This is a genomic window from Janthinobacterium lyxosi (genome assembly GCF_051380665.1).
GTDB lineage: Bacteria > Pseudomonadota > Gammaproteobacteria > Burkholderiales > Burkholderiaceae_D > Janthinobacterium.
This window is the reverse complement of the sequence record NZ_JBNYXM010000002.1, coordinates 95,684-110,390: the sequence shown is the minus strand read 5'-3', so window position 1 is coordinate 110,390 and position 14,707 is coordinate 95,684. Positions and strand designations below refer to the sequence as shown.

Sequence of the window (14,707 nt, the reverse complement as noted above, 5' to 3'; positions counted from 1 at the left end):
TTATTGTTGATTTTCAAATGCAGTCGGCTGCGCCCAGGATCGCCGGGCGCTCGTTAATATACCCGTAAAAATTACAAATAAGCAATGAATTGTGTAAGCAGTCCCGCCGGCTGTTGCGGCGCCGCGCGCCGTGCGTATAATGATTCGCTTTTGCCATCCCTCTCTTCCACTACCGTGCGTTCGCGCCGCGGTGACGCCTCAAGCCTGCCGCCATGATGCCAGCCCCTCCCGTCCTGACCATTGCCACGCGCACCTTGCTGCTGTGCGCCCTGGCCATGCCGGCATGCGCGCAGGAAGGCGTGGCTGGCGTCACGGCTGGCGTCACGCATGGCGACTTGTCTGCCGAGCTGGCGCAGGGCGGCCAGCACAGCGTGCGCGGCGCCCTGTCGCGTGAGCAGGGCGGCATGACGCTCGATGTAGCCATGGACGGGCTGCGCAATGGCAATTACCGCGATGGCAGCGTGTTTCACCAGCGCGGCTTCAATGGCGGCGCGGAATGGAAGGTGCGCCAGGGCCGCTTCGGCTTCAGCGCCGACCAGCTGAACCAGGACACCCGCTATCGCGCGCCCGAGGCGCCGTTCCTGGCCCTGCTGGCGGCCCGCCCGGAAGACCTGTACCGCTATGAGGTGCGGCGCGCCAGCGCCTTCGTGCAGCGCTACGTCGGCAAGTTCGAGCTGGGGGTGGAGCTGTCGCAGCGGGAAAAGCGCGCCACGGCCCACTATGCGGGCGAGGAGGGCAGCAGCGAATCGCGGTACAGCAGCCGCCGCCGGCAACTGGCGCCCCGCCTGCGCCATTACGGCAAGGTGGGCGGCGTGGGCACGGATACGGAAGTGGGCCTGGACCTGATGCAGTGGCGGCGGCGCTCGGGCCGCGCGGCGCCGGCTCGCGATGGCGACGGACAGCGCCGGCAGTATTCGCGCGCGCTGCTGCTGCGCGAAGAGCTGGCTTTCGGCGGCGCGTATGCGCCGCGCCTGCTGCTGGGGCTGCGGCATGAACAGTTCCAGCTCGATCCGGCCGACATGCCCGCCGGCGGCAGCGACTGGGAAAACCAGAATGCCTGGGACTTGCAGGGCAGCCTGCAACTGCGCCCGCAACTGAGCGTGTACGCCAAGGCCGCGCGCAGTTACCGCATCGACGACGATGGCTATACCAGCGCCGGCTACCGTCCGCTGGCAGGACAGCTGCGGCGCGAAATGGAGGTGGGCGCCACCGTCGGCGACGCGGCGCGCAGCGCTTCCGTGCGCGTCTTCAGCGAGCGCCTGAGCAACCAGATCGTCTTCGACCAGAGCCTGGGCCAGCTGGGCTTTGCGGGCAACCTCGACCCTTCGCGCCGCGACGGCATCGCCATCGAGGCCAGCATGGCGCTGGCGCGCGACTGGCGCCTCGACGCTCAGCTGCGGCAAGTGCATGCGCGCTACGACGATTACGCCTACGACGGCCCGGATATCGCCCTCGTGCCGAAAACCCTGGCCAGCCTGCGCCTGTACTGGACGGGGCAGGGCGGCGCCAGTGGCGACGTGGGCGTGCAGTGGTTGCGCGCCCTGCGCTATGGCCCCGATTTCGCCAGCAGCTGCCTGGCGCAAGTGCCCGCGTTCGCCACCCTGGACGCACGCTATACGCGCAAGGTGGGCGCCTGGGAGCTGGAACTGGCCGGCAGCAACCTGGCCAACCGCCGCCATTACGGCGATGCGCCGGGCTGCCGCTCCAGCATTTACCTCAATGACACGCGCCAGCTGCGCGTGTCGGCGCGCTACCATTTCTGAGGCAGAGGCGCAGCGGCGCTTAAGAGCGGCTTAATCAGACGCAAACGGGGCGCGTAAAAGTGCCTTTTTTCCGCCCGGGCTTCGATGGACGGTGTAAAAAGTGGTAATCTCGCCCCGTTCACGACCACTTTATGATGAAGGATTAATATGCGTTTTCTGCGTTTCTTGCGTCCCCTGCTCGCCGCCGTCACCCTGGTGGCGGCCACCGGCGGCGCCATGGCGGCCGATACCGGCTTTACCACGCTCCCCACGCCAGTGCGCACGGACACGGGCAAGAAGGTGGAAGTGGTGGAGTACTTCATGTATTCCTGCCCGCATTGCTATGCGCTCGATCCGCTGATGCACGACTGGGTCAAGAAGCAGGGCGACAAGATCGCCTTCCGCCGCATCCATCTGGCCTTCAACGGCCCGAAAGATCCACAGGCGCACGCCTATGCCACGCTGGAAGCGATGGGCCAGCTGGACCAGTTCCACGACAAGATCTTCCGCGCCATCCACGTCGAGCGCAACCGCCTGAACCGCGATGACGCCATTCTCGAGCTGCTGGTGAAAAACGGCATCGACAAGGCCAAGTACCTGGACATGTTCAACTCCTTCGGCGTGCAGACCAAACTGAAACGCAACGAGCAGGTGATCACTGCCAGCAAGATCGACAGCGCGCCGACCATCGTCATCGACGGCCGCTTCGTCACGTCCCCGGCGCAGCTGTCGCGTCCGGGCCAGTCCGAGCGCCAGACCCAGGATGCAACCCTGCTCGTGATGGATGCGCTGGTGGCGCGCACGCTGAAAGAGCGCGCTCCCGCGCCAGCGAAGAAGTAAACGGAGAGCGCCATGAAACAGCTGCCCTGGACCTTGTGCGCGCTGGCCCTCGCCCTCGTGGCGTGGCTGGCGACTGCCGTCGTCAACGTGGAAAACCAGCGCAATGCGCTGGCCAGCAAGGCCTGCGTAGACCCTGCGTTCAAGAACGAGGTCGATGCGAAATGCCTGGCATCCGTGCAGTCGCGCGCGCACTGGTGGCAGCATCTTGGCTATGCCATGACGCACTTCAGGAATTGAAGGTGTCAGCGCGAAAACCCGCCGCGCGCGGGTTTTTTTTCGTCCGCGTATGATGCAGCCACAACCATCCTGGAGGGACAATGAAGGAAGTGATCTTGATTACCGGCAGCAGCCGCGGCATCGGCGCGGCGACTGCCTTGCTGGCGGCGCGCCAGGGCTATGCCGTCTGCGTCAACTATATGCGCGATGCGCGGGCGGCCGAGGAACTGTGCGCGCGCATCGTGGCTGGCGGCGGCGAAGCCATCGCCGTGCAGGCTGACGTGGGCGAAGAAGCCGACGTGGCGCGTTTGTTTGACGAAGTCGATGCGCGTATGGGGACGCTCACGGCGCTGGTCAACAATGTGGGCGTGCTGGAGCAGAAATGCCGGCTCATCGACATTTCCGTGCAGCGCCTCGAGCGCGTGCTGCGCACCAACGTGATCAGCTATTTTTTATGCTGCCAGCAAGCCGTGCGGCGCATGTCGACGGCGAATGGCGGGCAGGGCGGGCGCATCGTGAATGTCTCGTCGGTGGCCGCGCGCATCGGCTCCCCGGGCGAATACATCGATTACGCGGCCTCGAAAGGCGCCGTCGATACCTTGACCCTCGGGCTGGCGAAGGAAGTGGCGGCCGAGGGCATCCGCGTCAACGGCGTGCGGCCCGGCATCATCTATACGGACATCCACGCGTCTGGCGGCGAGCCGGGGCGGGTGGCGCGCCTGGCGTCCGGCGTGCCCATGCAACGGGGCGGCCAGCCGGAAGAAATTGCCGATGCCATCCTGTACCTGCTGGGGTCAGGAGCGACGTATGTGACGGGCAGCATCCTCGACGTGGCGGGCGGCCGCTGATTTTTAACCCTGACAAGCAATTGATTCAAGCGTTGGGCCAATTATCATGTGCGGCAAGCGAGTCCAGAATGGCGATGTGCCATGCGCACACCGATCAAGCAACCTGGATTTATCATGCCTGCACCAGCTTCTGCCTCCGTTCTTGCTTCCGCCAGCCTGCCCATGCCGGCCCACCTGTCCGGCGCCAAAGCCGACGCCAGGGTGGCGCTGGCCGCGCGCCCCTGAGCCGCGTTCTGGCAAAGCCGCGATCCGACCCGCTGCAGGCGTCGCAAGTGTGTCACGCCGCCGTGCCGGACTTGAAGGTGGCCATCGAGGAGATGCTGGTGGCGGGAAACCGGGTCAGCCTGCGCCTGCATTTCACGGGCCACTTCACGGGGGGCCTCCCCACGCCGCAAGCAGTCGTGCAGGGGCAGGGGCAAGCCATCGATTTCCACGCTTTTGATTGGTACCAGGTCAAGGCGCAGGGCCGCATCAGCGACAACTGGCATTTGGAAGACAAGCTGACCTTGCTGCGCCAGCCGGGCGGTGAATTGCTGCAGCAGGAAGTCGATCAGCAGGGTGATGCACGGTGGCTGGAAGCGGCTGCGCCGGTACAGCAGGTTCAGGGGAGCGCTAGCGGCAAAGTAATCGTCTAGCATCGTTTGCAAGCGCCCCGCGCCGCTGTAGTAGCGATAGTGCTGGCCTTCTTCCGTCAGGCGCAGCTGGCGCGTGGTGCGCTCGAACAGGGTGGTGCCCGGCGCCGCTGCGGCTCATGCCGGATGCGCGGAAGCTGGCTTCGGCGCCGATGCTGAATGGGGCGTGATCACCACGGTGCAGGTGGTGCCGGCCACCAGCAGTTGCCCCTTCGGCTGTTCGTCGATGTGGATGCGCACGGGCACGCGCTGCGCCAGGCGCACCCAGTTGAAGGTGGGATTGACGTCGGCCAGCAGTTCACGGCCCGTGGCGGCGTCGCGGTCGGTGATGCCGCGCGCGATGCTCTCGATATGGCCATGCAGGGTGCCGCCGCTCATCAGATTCATTTCCGCCTTGTCGTCCTGCGCCAGCATGCCCAGCTTGGTCTCTTCGAAGTAGCCGACGACATAGTACGAGGCGCTGTCGATGACGGCCAGCTTGGCCGCGCCGACGGCGGCGAAATCGCCCTTGTGCACGTTCAGGTTCGTCACGTAGCCGCTGACGGGGGCGCGCACGGTGGTGCGTTCCAGGTTCAATTGCGCCAGGGCGCGGGCGGCCAGCGCGGCCTGCACCTGCGACGAGGCCGAGCTGGCAGCGAACGCCGCGCTTTCGCGGCTTTCCGTCGAGATGATGCTGGCGTCGAGATTGGCGCGGCGCTGCGCTTCCTTGCCGCGGCGGCCCTGTTCCGTCCTTTGCGCGGCCAGCACGGCGTCGGCTTGCGCCAGCGCGCTCGCATAGCGTTCCTTGTCGACGACGAACAGGATATCTCCCTTCTGCACCACCTGGTTGTCGTGCACCAGCACGTCCGTGACGGTGCCGGCCACGTCGGCGCTGATGTTGACGATATCGGCCTTGATGCGGCCGTCGCGCGTCCACGGCGATTCCATGTAGCGGTCCCAGACGGTTTTTCCTATCCAGAGGGCTGCTGCCAGGAGCAGCAAGGTGATTGCATAGCGGGTCAGTTTGCTTACCATGTCGGCAGCCTTTCCTTGATTGGGTTGAACAGTTTTTTTATTTGTAAAGCGATAAAGCCAGCGCGCCAAAGATGGCGATGAAGATGCACAGCCGCGCCAGTGAGGGGTGCCACACCATGCGGTACACGCCCAGCCAGCCCAGCACGCGGTCGAGCAGGGTTTGCAGGCCGATGCTGAGGATGAACAGGGGCAGCAGGGTAGGAATCAGAATTCCGAACAGGGCGAATTCACGCGGCATGGTGGTCTCCGGCGTCAGGCGCCATGTTGTCGAGTAATGAGGTGTAGATCGAATGCAGGTCGACCAGTGCCGTCTGCAGGCGCACGCCCTGTTCCGGTGCCGTGCCGCTGGCAGCCTGGGCCGCGCGCACCACGGCGCCCGCCTGCAGGGTGGCCGCCAGCGCCGCCTGCAGTGCCGTGTCGCTGCGCGTGCGCAGCCAGGTGGCGATGTGGTCCACGCACTGCTGCAGCGCGTGGCGCGTGGCGCCTGGACGGGCGGTCGCAATCAGTTCGCGCAAGTCGATCACGGAGTGGCCGATTTCCAGCAGGGTCAAGGCCTGGCGCACGACGGCGCGCGTGGCGACACCTGGCGCCGGGCCTGCCGCCGCGTTGAGCTGGCTGAGCAGGTCGCGCACGCGGTTGTCGAAACGGTGTTTTACGCGGCGTGCGGGCGCCGTGCACGCATGCAGCGCTTCGCGCCACAGGGCCGGGCCGATATGGTCCTTGTGGCCCATCGTGTGCTCGGGCAGCAGCACGGCAAACACGAGGGCGGCCAGCATCAGGCCGACGATCAGGGCCATGCCCGTGTTGAGAAAAGCCGCGCCATCGACATGCATCAGATTCGTCGGCGCCATCTGCGTGATGAAGGTCGACACGCCCAGGCCCACGCCCAGCTTGGCCGGATTCGTCATCAAGTACAGGCCCACGGCGAGGAACGGCGCAAAGCTCAGTACCAGCATGGGAAAGCCGTCGCCGTGCACCAGCACGAAATACACGCAGACGAGCGACAGCGGCATGGCGATGAGGAAGCCTGCCAGCACCTGGCGGATCATCAGGATGGGGCGCGGCGAGGACGAGGCCAGCGCGCAGAACACGGCCGCCATCAGCATCGCCGTGCTGGCGTAGGGCCAGGCCAGGAAGTAGGCGCCCAGGGCCAGCAGGGCCAGGCTGATGGCCGCGCGCGCGCCGCTGGCGATCACCAGCGCGGGCGGCGTCTTCGGCGCATACGCCTGCGGCGTGCTGATTTCCAGGGGCGTGTCGTGCGCCAGGCTGAAATACACTTCGTGAAAGCGGCTCATGTCGCGCGCAAAGCGTTCCAGCAGCTCACACACGGTGTCGAAATCGATGCGCTGCGCATGCGCGATGCCGGCCGCGTCAATATCGGCCCGTGCCAGTGCCAGCGCCGTTTGCAGATGCAGCTGCATGGTGTCGAGCGAGTCTTGCGAAGGCGTCGCTTGCAGCGCTTCGGCGACGATGGCGTACAGGGGTGCGCAGGCTTGCATGACCTGGGTTTCGCCATCGCGCTGCAGGCGGTCGAACAGGCGGTGGAAGGTATAGAAGGTGGTCAGCGCCGTCATGAAGGTGGCGTTGAAGGCGTGCAGCTTGCGGTTTTGTGCGCGCACGTGGCCCACCTTGCTGGTGACTTCGAACAGGGCGGCCGAGCGGCCCAGTTCCAGCGCCGCCACGTCGGCGGCAAACTGCAAATGCGTCAGTTCCACCTGTGCCGGCGTGAGTTTTTGCTGCAGCACATCCTGGCAGAAGGTGAGGAATTTGCCGTAGCGCGCCTGCACCGTGCGCATCACTTGCGTGCCCTGGTGGCGCGGCAGCAGCACGCTGGATACAAAGGCCGAGCAGATGATGCCCAGGCCGACTTCGGCCACGCGCGTGACGGCCAGCGCGAACACCTGCATCGGCTGCTCGATGGCGGGCAAGACGATCATGCAGGCCGTGTAGCCGGCCAGCACATACACATACGACTGGGCGTTGCGGTGCAGGGCCGAGCCGCTCGTGCACAGGCCCACCCACAGGGCCAGGCCGGCGAACAGCAGCACGGGCTGTTGCGGGAACAGGCCGATCAGGGTCAGCGCGGCCGTGCATCCCAGCAGGGTGCCGCACAGGCGGTAAAAGCTTTTTTCCAGCACCATGCCGCTGCTGGGCAGGGCCAGGATGATGGTGGTGGTCATCGCCGTGCTGGGCGAATCGAGCCCCAGCCGGTAGGCCAGCCACAGGGCGCAAAACGCGGCGATGAGGGTCTTGCCGACGTAGATCCAGCGTTCGCCTTCCGTCGTGCGCCAGTCCTGCAGCGCCAGCGCCAGCCAGTGGGCCGCCCGGGACAGGGGGCCTTGCGTGAATGTTGTTGCTGTGGCTGGCGTCATCGATAGGCTATCAGTTCTGGTGGTGGAGATTGTTGAGGTTGCGCAGCTGGCGCATGTACAGCTTGTCGAGCACTTGCAGTTCTTCTTCCGTAAAACCCTCGTACAGGGCCGAGGTTTCCTGGTACACGTCGGGCAGCGCCGTTTCGATCAGCGCGCGGCCCTTGTCGGTCAGCGAAATCATCACCGAGCGGCGGTCGCCGGGACGCGTGCCGCGGTGGATCAGGCCGCGCGTTTCCAGGTCGTTGCACACGCGCGTCAGGTTGGCCGGTTTTTCATGGCAGGCCATGCCCAGGGTGCAGGCGTTCGAGGTTTCGTCGTCCGTGCCGTACAGCACGGCCAGCACCATGTAGCTGGCATCGACCAGGTCGTGCTTCTTCAGCGCGGCATTGGTCAAGTCCTTCATGCCTTTTTGAATGTGGTACGTCATGCGCAACAGGCGCATCAGTTCCATGGGGAAGCCTGGCATGCGCGTGCGGATGTTTTGCAGCCGCTTGGAGGTGGCGTCAAAAGCGGTCATGTCATATTCCTTCATGTGTGAATAAAGTTTCGATTGTATCTTGTCGGGCTAGTGCAATACCAGGATTGCAAGCCTAGATGCCGCCTCCTAGTGCATTCATCAAGGAAACGTACAGATCGAGTTCGCGTGCCCCATTCTGCGCCTGCTGTTGTTCTTCCGCCAGCAGCGCCACTTGCGTGTTGAGCATGTTGATGGCGTCGCTCATGCCCGCCTTGTAGGCCTTTTCCGCCAGGTCGCGCGCGCGCTGCGCCGTGGCCAGCGCCTGCACGGTGAGCTGGTGCTGCTTTGCCAGCGACTGGGCGCGGGTGACGGCGTTGGCCACGTCCGACATGGCGTTGATGACGGTGGCGTTGTACTGCTCCACGGCGCCGTCGTACACGGCCGTCTGGCTGCCCAGCTGGGCGCGCAGGCGGGCGCCGGCAAAGATGGGCAGGCTCAGCGCGGGCGAGGCGCCGCGGATGTCCGAGTTGGCGTCAAGAAAATGGCTGAAGCCGAAGGCCTGGAAGCCGGCAAAGGCCACCAGGTTGACGTTCGGGTAAAACTCGGCCTTGGCCGCGTCGATGCGCTGCGCCGTCGCTTCCACGCGCCAGCGCTGGGCGGCGATGTCGGGACGGCGACCGATCAGGTCTGCCGGCAGCGCTTGCGGGATGGCCAGCGGCTGGTCCAGGCGCAGCACGGGGCGCGTGAGCGCCGCACCGGCTGCCGGCCCCTTGCCCGCCAGGGCTGCCAACTGGTTGCGCAGCAGGGCCAGCGACTCGGCCGACTGCTCCAGCTGGCGGCGGCCCGCCGGCAAGGTGGTTTCGATCTGCGCCACGTCAATGTCGGTGCCGATGCCGGCGGCCTTGCGCTGGCGCGTGATGTCGAGGATGCGGGCGCGCTGCGCCAGGCTGCGTTCGATCACGTCCTGCAGCTGGAATTCATACGACAGCTGGATGTAGGTGCGCACCAGCGCCGTTTCCAGGGCCAGGCGGGCCATCTGCGATTCGGCCGACGCCATCTGCACGTCGCCCAGGGCGGCGGACAGGGCGGCGCGGTTGCGGCCCCACAGGTCCAGGTCGTACGAAGCCGTCACGGTGGCCTGGTTGCGCCAGGCGTAATTGCCGGCCAGCGGCGCGGGCGTGCTGCCGTGCTGCGAATACAGTTCGCGGTTGATGGAGACATTCGCGTCCGCCTGCGGGCGGGTCTTGTCCTCGGCCGCGCCGGCCAGCGCTTCGGCCTGGCGCACGCGCGCCTGGGCGCCGCGCAGGGTGGGGCTGTCGGCCAGCGCCTGGTCCATCAAACGGTCCAATTGCGGGTCGTGCAAGTCTTGCCACCATTGCGTGCGTGGCCATTGTATGGCGGCGCTGGCGGCGGCATCCATGGCCTGGCTCGATTGCAGCTTGTTGGCGTCGAGCATGGCCGATTGCGGCGCGATATGGCCCATGTCGGCGCATGCGCTCAAGGCAAGGATCAGGCTGGCGGCAAGCAAACGGCGGTGCAGGGACATGCAGGGACTCCGGGAGAGATCGTGTTGGGGTGATGCTGACAGCTCGCCGCGGTGAGCGCCGGGAGTGGCCCGGGGTGCTGCGCCGCAACTGAGGTGTGTTACTGACTACTGAAACCGGCTGACTGGTTTCTTATTTCACGACGTGCTTGGCCGTTTGCGCGACATCAAAGTCCGCTTCCGTTTGCGGGATCAGGCCAGCCTTGCGGGCGGCGTAGAACTCGGCCATGACTTGCTCGCGCGTCACGTTGCTGGCGGCGGTAGCTGGCGTTTTTGGATAGTCGACTTCGCTGGTGGCGATTTCGCCGGCGTTGCGGGCACGGATGTATTCGGCCGTGACGTCAGCGCGCGTCAGTTGCTGGCTGGTGGCAGGCGCAGCGCTTTGGGCGAAAGCCGAGGTGGCGGTGGTGATGGCAAACAATGCTGCGATGAGTGATTTGGCTTGCATGATAAGACTCCAGGATGTGCATGATGGCTGGGTGGATGGGCCGGATCGCCACGTACCGGTCGGTTCGGCGGCAGGTCGCTGGTGGGCGCCCTGCCGCCGATGAAGCAGTTTCTGGATGAGAAGATGCTTACTTGAATTAACTATAGCAATGAATAGTACATTTGTGAAGTAATTTCTGAAAATATTTGTGCGCCGCCGCATTTCCCCTGCGGAACTGCCGTGCAGGCGTGCGCCGCTGGCGGGGCCAGGGGAGTAAGCTGGTTTTTTTATCAAGGGGAGTCAGCCATGAGCGGCAGTACACTCGATCCGGACAATTTGCCCGTCACGCCCGACCGCGTCCTGGGCAGCGGCCATGGCAAGGGCGCGCTCGGGCCCAGCGACAGTTCCGACAGCGGCAGCGACATGCAGGGCGTGCCTGGCCAGGATGCCGAAGAGCTCGATAACGACAGCGATGCGGCCGGCACGGGCGACCGGGCCGGCGTGGAGCCCCACAACGGGGCACCCGATGGCGGCGATATCGACGTCGATCATGTGGAGCGCCTGGTACCCGTGCCGCCGGCGGAAGGGGACGATGACAAGCCGCGTGCGCCGCAGGCGCCGGTGCCGCGTCCCTGACCCTGCTTGCCAGCCGCGAAGGGCCGCCACGAATTACTGTCTCTCTTGCGCCATCAGCGTAAAATGTGGACAAGGGGGCGTGCGCGCCGCCATGGCCAGCCGGCCGGCACAGGATAGGATGTCACAGGATGCAAGCGCAAATGTCGGAAGAGAAAGAAAAAGACTTGATGTCGATGTACCGCGAGACGCGGCCGCGCGAGTTTTTTGGCGAAAAAAGTAACACCAATCACCTGGCCTGGAGTTTGCTGGTGATGTTACTGGCGATGGTGTTCTGGCTGGTCGTGGCCCTGTCGGGGGCGGAAAACCAGCGCCATGCCCTGGCAACGAAGTCTTGCCAGGACCGTGTGTTTCCGGCGGAAATCGACGCGTCTTGCCTGAAGCAGGTCAAGTCGCGCGATCACTGGTGGCAACATGTGGGCCACGCGCTGGTGCGGATGGGCGCCTGACCGGGCGCGATCTGTGAACCTAGCGGCCGCCGTGAGGGCCGTTGCGGTAATGGAGCGACAGTGCGGGAGGCGCCATGCCACGCGATCAATCGCGCGAGCAGCCGCAATGGCTGTTGGCGCGCCACAGTGCCTTGACGGCGCGCCAGTTGCTGCGCTCCTATGGCTTGCTATGCCTGTTTTCCCTGACGATTGCCGCTGCCTTTGCGCTGCGCGGCCTCTGGTACATTCCCGTCTTTTCGTTCGTCGAACTGGGCCTGGTGGCCATCGCCCTGCTGCATTACGTACGCCATGCGCGCGACTATGAACATATTGCCCTGCGCGACGGCGAGCTGATCGTCGAACAGGTCAGCGCCGGGCGTTGCCGGCGCTACCACTTTTCGCCGTGGTGCACGCGCATCGCCGTGCCGCAAGGGCCGCGCCAATTGATACACATCAACGATATGCGTGATGCTACCCGGCATGTGGCGGTGGGCGTCTTCGCCACGCCTGAACGGCGCCGGCAGGTGGCGCAGGAACTGCTGGTCCTGCTGCCACCGCCAATATCGCCGCCAGCGCCGCCCTGAACGCCTTACACGGCCCGCGATGGACCTTCCCACAGATTGATATGACCTTCACGCGCCTGCACGTCGATGGCCGCCAGTTCCTCGGCCGTAAACGTCAGCTGCTGCAGCGCGGCCACGTTTTCGCGGATTTGCGCGCTGCTGCTGGCGCCGATCAGGGTCGAGGTGACGCGCGCATCGCGCAGCACCCAGGCCAGCGCCATCTGCGCCAGGGTCTGCCCCCGCTGGGCGGCGATCTGCTTCAGAGCACGCACGCGGGCCAGGTTTTCCGCGCTCAGGTGTTTTTGCAGCAGCGAGCCGCCGCCGGGGCGATTGACGCGCGCATCCTGCGGCACGCCATCGAGGTACTTGTCGCTGAGCAAGCCCTGCGCCAGCGCCGTGAACGTGATGCAGCCCATGCCTTGCGCTTGCAAGGTATCGAGCAAGCCGTCTTCCTCGATCCAGCGGTTGAGCATGTTGTAGGCAGGCTGGTGGATCAGGCACGGCACTTTCCACTCTTTCAGCAGGGAGGCCGCCTCGGCTGTCTTTTGCGGCGAGTAGGATGACAGGCCCACGTACAGCGCCTTGCCCTGCTGCACGGCGGTGGCCAGCGCGCCCATGGTTTCTTCCAGCGGCGTGTCGGCGTCGTAGCGGTGCGAGTAAAAGATATCGACGTAGTCCAGGCCCAGGCGCTGCAAGCTCTGGTCCAGGCTGGCCAGCACATATTTGCGCGAACCGCCACCCTGGCCGTACGGACCCGGCCACATGTCCCAACCCGCCTTGGTGGAAATGATCAACTCATCGCGGTAGGGCAGGAAATCGTCGCGCAGCAGCTTGCCGAAATTGCTTTCCGCGCTGCCATACGGCGGGCCGTAGTTATTCGCCAGGTCGAAATGCGTGATGCCCAGATCGAAAGCCGTGCGCAACATGTCGCGCTGCGAGGCCAGATGGTTGCTGTCGCCAAAGTTGTGCCACAGTCCCAGGGACAGCAGCGGTAATTTCAGCCCGCTGCGCCCGCAGGTGCGGTATTGCATGCTGTCGTAGCGGTTTTCGGCGGCGTGGTAAGTCATGGTATCTCCCGGTTGAATGAAGCGCTTATTTTCGCGCAAAATCAAGGTGGGCGTGCGTGCTCCTTGCGCGCACCCGGACGCGCCTTACAATAGGCATTCAGGAGTCTTGCAAGGAGCGGTCATGGAAATCGAATTGAAATTGTTGCTGGCGCCGCAAGACGCGCCGCGGCTGCGCGCACACCCGCTGCTGGCGCAGTATGCGCAAGGTGCGCCACAACTGCTGCACATGCACGATATCTATGTCGATACACCCGATTTGCAGCTGTGCCGCCACCAGGCGGGCTTGCGCGTGCGCCAGGTGGACGGGCGCTGGGTGCAAACCTTGAAGGCGGGCGGCAATGTCAGCGGCGGCTTGCATAGCCGCCATGAATGGGAAGACGACGTGCCCGGGCCGCAACCGGATCTCGCTGTGCTCGACTCTGCCATCGGCCGCAAGCAGCCCATCCGTGCGCTGCTGCGCCAGGATGCCATCCGCGACGCTTTGCAGCCCGTGTTTACCACGCGCATCGAGCGCACCGTATGGCAGCTGCGCACGCCGCAGGGCGACCAGATCGAATGCGTGCTGGACCAGGGTGTCATTGAAAGCGGTGCGGACGGTGCCGCGCGCAGCGTGGCCGTCAGCGAGATCGAGCTGGAGTTGAAGCAAGGGCAAGCCGCCAGCCTGTTCGACGTGGCGCTGGCCTTGCTGCAAGACGTGCCGCTGCAGCTGGGCCACATGAGCAAGGCGGAGCGCGGCTACCGCCTCGCCGCGCCGCAGCCTTTGCGCGCGGTCAAGGCGCAGCCCCTGGCGCTGGACGCTGCGATGTCGGTGGAGCAAGTGTTCCTGGCCATCGCCGGCAATTGCCTGGAACAGGTGAGCGGCAACCAGGATGGCGTGGCGGGGGGCGAGGACGTGGAAAGCGTGCACCAGATGCGCGTGGGCCTGCGCCGTCTGCGCTCGGCGCTGGGCATGTTCAAGTCCCTGCTGGCGCTGCCGGCAGCGGTGAAGAGCGAACTCGATTGGCTGGGCGGCGCGCTGGGCGAGGCGCGCGACTGGGATGTGCTCGCTGGCCATACCCTGGCGCAACTCGACGGCGAGGCGCAAGCGGATGCAGCGGCGCTGGCGCAGGCGGCGCACGCGCAGGCACGGCTCAAGCATGTACAAGCCTCCCGGGCCGTCACGTCGCTGCGCTGCACGGCCTGCATGCTGGGCTTGCAGCGCTGGCTGCAGGCGCGCGCCTGGCGCGACAACTGTTCGACGCGCCAATTGCGGCGCCTGGACGCGCACGTCTTCCCGTTTGCCCGTGCCACCCTGCGCAAGGATCAGCGCCGCCTGATGAAGCGCGGCAAGCGCCTGCTGCATGCCTCGCCGCAGCAGCGCCACCAGGTGCGTATCGCGGCCAAGAAGACGCGGTATGCGACGGAATTCTTTGCCTCGCTGTTTGCCGCGCGCGCCGTGCAACCGTATGTGGGGCGCCTGTCGGTCCTGCAGGACGAACTGGGCTGGCTTAACGATGTGCAGGTGGCCGACCGGCTGCTGCAGCAATTACCGGATGCCCAGGCTGACTTGCCCGCCCAGGACGGCTTGCGGCTGCACGCGGCCTTCATCCGCGGCTACCTGGCGGCGCGCGCGCAGGTGCAGGGCAAGGATGGCCGCATGCACAAGGCCTGGCGGCGCTTCAAGGCGGCCCGCTTGCCGGCCTGAGTTCCGCCTGGCCGGCAATTTACATGGAACGAAAGCTGTCCTTGCCTGGTTGTAGATGGCGGGAGCCAGGCAGCAAGCCGGCCAGCAGGTGCTGCGTGTGCCGTGCATAGGGCTGCCCGCCGCGCCATTCAGCAGCCCATGCTGTTCCTGTTACTGGAAGAAGGCCATGCGTGGCAACAGCCGCACGTGCCCATCTTGGAGTGCCAGCAGCGCCTGCCCCCCACTCCCATTTGCGCTAGCG

The 14,707-nt window shown here is 65.5% G+C and carries 16 protein-coding genes; 9 read left to right on the top strand and 7 right to left on the bottom strand.

Translation table 11 applies throughout. From position 1 onward, the window contains the following. Positions 1–212 precede the first annotated feature (212 nt). The 5 genes from ACQ4WP_RS02320 to ACQ4WP_RS02300 all read left to right on the top strand — a co-directional run bounded on the left by ACQ4WP_RS02320 (position 213) and on the right by ACQ4WP_RS02300 (position 4,281). Positions 213–1,763 carry a TonB-dependent receptor domain-containing protein gene (locus ACQ4WP_RS02320; protein ID WP_436518493.1) on the top strand — a complete coding sequence of 517 codons (1,551 nt, stop codon included), beginning with the start codon at positions 213–215 and terminating at the stop codon, positions 1,761–1,763. Positions 1,764–1,910: 147 nt separating this feature from the next. Further along, the gene (locus ACQ4WP_RS02315) at positions 1,911–2,582 is read left to right on the top strand and encodes a thiol:disulfide interchange protein DsbA/DsbL (RefSeq protein ID WP_436518492.1); all 672 of its coding nucleotides are present in this window, start codon (positions 1,911–1,913) and stop codon (positions 2,580–2,582) included. Between the two features lie 12 nt (positions 2,583–2,594). Beyond that, a complete protein-coding gene (locus tag ACQ4WP_RS02310) occupies positions 2,595–2,819 on the top strand; it encodes a hypothetical protein (protein ID WP_436518491.1) in 225 nt (74 codons plus the stop codon). An 80-nt stretch (positions 2,820–2,899) separates the two neighbouring features. Next, positions 2,900–3,646, top strand: coding sequence for an SDR family oxidoreductase (locus tag ACQ4WP_RS02305; RefSeq protein ID WP_436518490.1), 747 nt, complete (start codon positions 2,900–2,902; stop codon positions 3,644–3,646). Positions 3,647–3,867: 221 nt separating this feature from the next. Beyond that, complete coding sequence (locus ACQ4WP_RS02300) at positions 3,868–4,281, top strand: ester cyclase (RefSeq protein WP_436518661.1); 414 nt, start codon at positions 3,868–3,870, stop codon at positions 4,279–4,281. A 114-nt stretch (positions 4,282–4,395) separates the two neighbouring features. On the opposite strand, the gene ACQ4WP_RS02295 is transcribed toward ACQ4WP_RS02300, so the two are convergent. The 6 genes from ACQ4WP_RS02295 to ACQ4WP_RS02270 all read right to left on the bottom strand — a co-directional run bounded on the left by ACQ4WP_RS02295 (position 4,396) and on the right by ACQ4WP_RS02270 (position 10,112). Next, positions 4,396–5,292 (bottom strand): HlyD family secretion protein, encoded by an 897-nt coding sequence (locus ACQ4WP_RS02295; RefSeq protein ID WP_436518489.1) that lies wholly within the window; start codon positions 5,290–5,292, stop codon positions 4,396–4,398. Between the two features lie 37 nt (positions 5,293–5,329). Continuing rightward, complete coding sequence (locus ACQ4WP_RS02290) at positions 5,330–5,530, bottom strand: DUF1656 domain-containing protein (protein ID WP_070224633.1); 201 nt, start codon at positions 5,528–5,530, stop codon at positions 5,330–5,332. Next, positions 5,520–7,664 carry an FUSC family protein gene (locus ACQ4WP_RS02285; protein ID WP_436518488.1) on the bottom strand — a complete coding sequence of 715 codons (2,145 nt, stop codon included), beginning with the start codon at positions 7,662–7,664 and terminating at the stop codon, positions 5,520–5,522. The genes ACQ4WP_RS02290 and ACQ4WP_RS02285 overlap by 11 nt, the downstream gene beginning before the upstream one ends. A 10-nt stretch (positions 7,665–7,674) precedes the next feature. Then, positions 7,675–8,181, bottom strand: coding sequence for a MarR family winged helix-turn-helix transcriptional regulator (locus tag ACQ4WP_RS02280; protein WP_436518487.1), 507 nt, complete (start codon positions 8,179–8,181; stop codon positions 7,675–7,677). A gap of 73 nt (positions 8,182–8,254) precedes the next feature. Next, on the bottom strand, positions 8,255–9,667 hold the full coding sequence (locus ACQ4WP_RS02275; RefSeq protein WP_436518486.1) for an efflux transporter outer membrane subunit: 1,413 nt from the start codon (positions 9,665–9,667) through the stop codon (positions 8,255–8,257). Positions 9,668–9,797: 130 nt separating this feature from the next. Next, complete coding sequence (locus ACQ4WP_RS02270) at positions 9,798–10,112, bottom strand: DUF4148 domain-containing protein (RefSeq protein WP_436518485.1); 315 nt, start codon at positions 10,110–10,112, stop codon at positions 9,798–9,800. 285 nt (positions 10,113–10,397) lie between these two features. On the opposite strand from ACQ4WP_RS02270, the gene ACQ4WP_RS02265 reads away from it, so the two are divergent. From ACQ4WP_RS02265 to ACQ4WP_RS02255, 3 genes are all read left to right on the top strand, one after another. After that, on the top strand, positions 10,398–10,727 hold the full coding sequence (locus tag ACQ4WP_RS02265; protein WP_436518484.1) for a hypothetical protein: 330 nt from the start codon (positions 10,398–10,400) through the stop codon (positions 10,725–10,727). Positions 10,728–10,867: 140 nt separating this feature from the next. Beyond that, positions 10,868–11,173, top strand: a complete 306-nt coding sequence (locus ACQ4WP_RS02260; RefSeq protein WP_436518483.1) for a hypothetical protein — start codon at positions 10,868–10,870, stop codon at positions 11,171–11,173. A gap of 74 nt (positions 11,174–11,247) precedes the next feature. Continuing rightward, positions 11,248–11,736 (top strand): DUF2244 domain-containing protein, encoded by a 489-nt coding sequence (locus ACQ4WP_RS02255; RefSeq protein WP_436518482.1) that lies wholly within the window; start codon positions 11,248–11,250, stop codon positions 11,734–11,736. Positions 11,737–11,741: 5 nt separating this feature from the next. Here ACQ4WP_RS02255 and mgrA read toward each other — a convergent pair whose 3' ends face one another. Next, complete coding sequence (mgrA, locus tag ACQ4WP_RS02250) at positions 11,742–12,782, bottom strand: L-glyceraldehyde 3-phosphate reductase (RefSeq protein ID WP_436518481.1); 1,041 nt, start codon at positions 12,780–12,782, stop codon at positions 11,742–11,744. A gap of 121 nt (positions 12,783–12,903) precedes the next feature. Between mgrA and ACQ4WP_RS02245 the strand changes: the two genes are divergently transcribed. Then, on the top strand, positions 12,904–14,466 hold the full coding sequence (locus tag ACQ4WP_RS02245; RefSeq protein ID WP_436518480.1) for a CYTH and CHAD domain-containing protein: 1,563 nt from the start codon (positions 12,904–12,906) through the stop codon (positions 14,464–14,466). Positions 14,467–14,707: the final 241 nt, after the last annotated feature.

Bases quoted from the DNA above. Each gene is read 5' to 3' on its own strand.
- ACQ4WP_RS02305 (WP_436518490.1), top strand. From the start codon at position 2,900: ATGAAGGAAGTGATCTTGATTACCGGCAGCAGCCGCGGCATCGGCGCG.
- ACQ4WP_RS02310 (WP_436518491.1), top strand. From the start codon at position 2,595: ATGAAACAGCTGCCCTGGACCTTGTGCGCGCTGGCCCTCGCCCTCGTG.
- ACQ4WP_RS02275 (WP_436518486.1), bottom strand. From the start codon at position 9,667: ATGTCCCTGCACCGCCGTTTGCTTGCCGCCAGCCTGATCCTTGCCTTG.
- ACQ4WP_RS02255 (WP_436518482.1), top strand. From the start codon at position 11,248: ATGCCACGCGATCAATCGCGCGAGCAGCCGCAATGGCTGTTGGCGCGC.
- ACQ4WP_RS02245 (WP_436518480.1), top strand. From the start codon at position 12,904: ATGGAAATCGAATTGAAATTGTTGCTGGCGCCGCAAGACGCGCCGCGG.
- ACQ4WP_RS02315 (WP_436518492.1), top strand. From the start codon at position 1,911: ATGCGTTTTCTGCGTTTCTTGCGTCCCCTGCTCGCCGCCGTCACCCTG.
- ACQ4WP_RS02285 (WP_436518488.1), bottom strand. From the start codon at position 7,664: ATGACGCCAGCCACAGCAACAACATTCACGCAAGGCCCCCTGTCCCGG.
- ACQ4WP_RS02320 (WP_436518493.1), top strand. From the start codon at position 213: ATGATGCCAGCCCCTCCCGTCCTGACCATTGCCACGCGCACCTTGCTG.
- ACQ4WP_RS02290 (WP_070224633.1), bottom strand. From the start codon at position 5,530: ATGCCGCGTGAATTCGCCCTGTTCGGAATTCTGATTCCTACCCTGCTG.
- ACQ4WP_RS02265 (WP_436518484.1), top strand. From the start codon at position 10,398: ATGAGCGGCAGTACACTCGATCCGGACAATTTGCCCGTCACGCCCGAC.
- mgrA (WP_436518481.1), bottom strand. From the start codon at position 12,782: ATGACTTACCACGCCGCCGAAAACCGCTACGACAGCATGCAATACCGC.
- ACQ4WP_RS02270 (WP_436518485.1), bottom strand. From the start codon at position 10,112: ATGCAAGCCAAATCACTCATCGCAGCATTGTTTGCCATCACCACCGCC.
- ACQ4WP_RS02280 (WP_436518487.1), bottom strand. From the start codon at position 8,181: ATGACCGCTTTTGACGCCACCTCCAAGCGGCTGCAAAACATCCGCACG.
- ACQ4WP_RS02295 (WP_436518489.1), bottom strand. From the start codon at position 5,292: ATGGTAAGCAAACTGACCCGCTATGCAATCACCTTGCTGCTCCTGGCA.
- ACQ4WP_RS02260 (WP_436518483.1), top strand. From the start codon at position 10,868: ATGTCGGAAGAGAAAGAAAAAGACTTGATGTCGATGTACCGCGAGACG.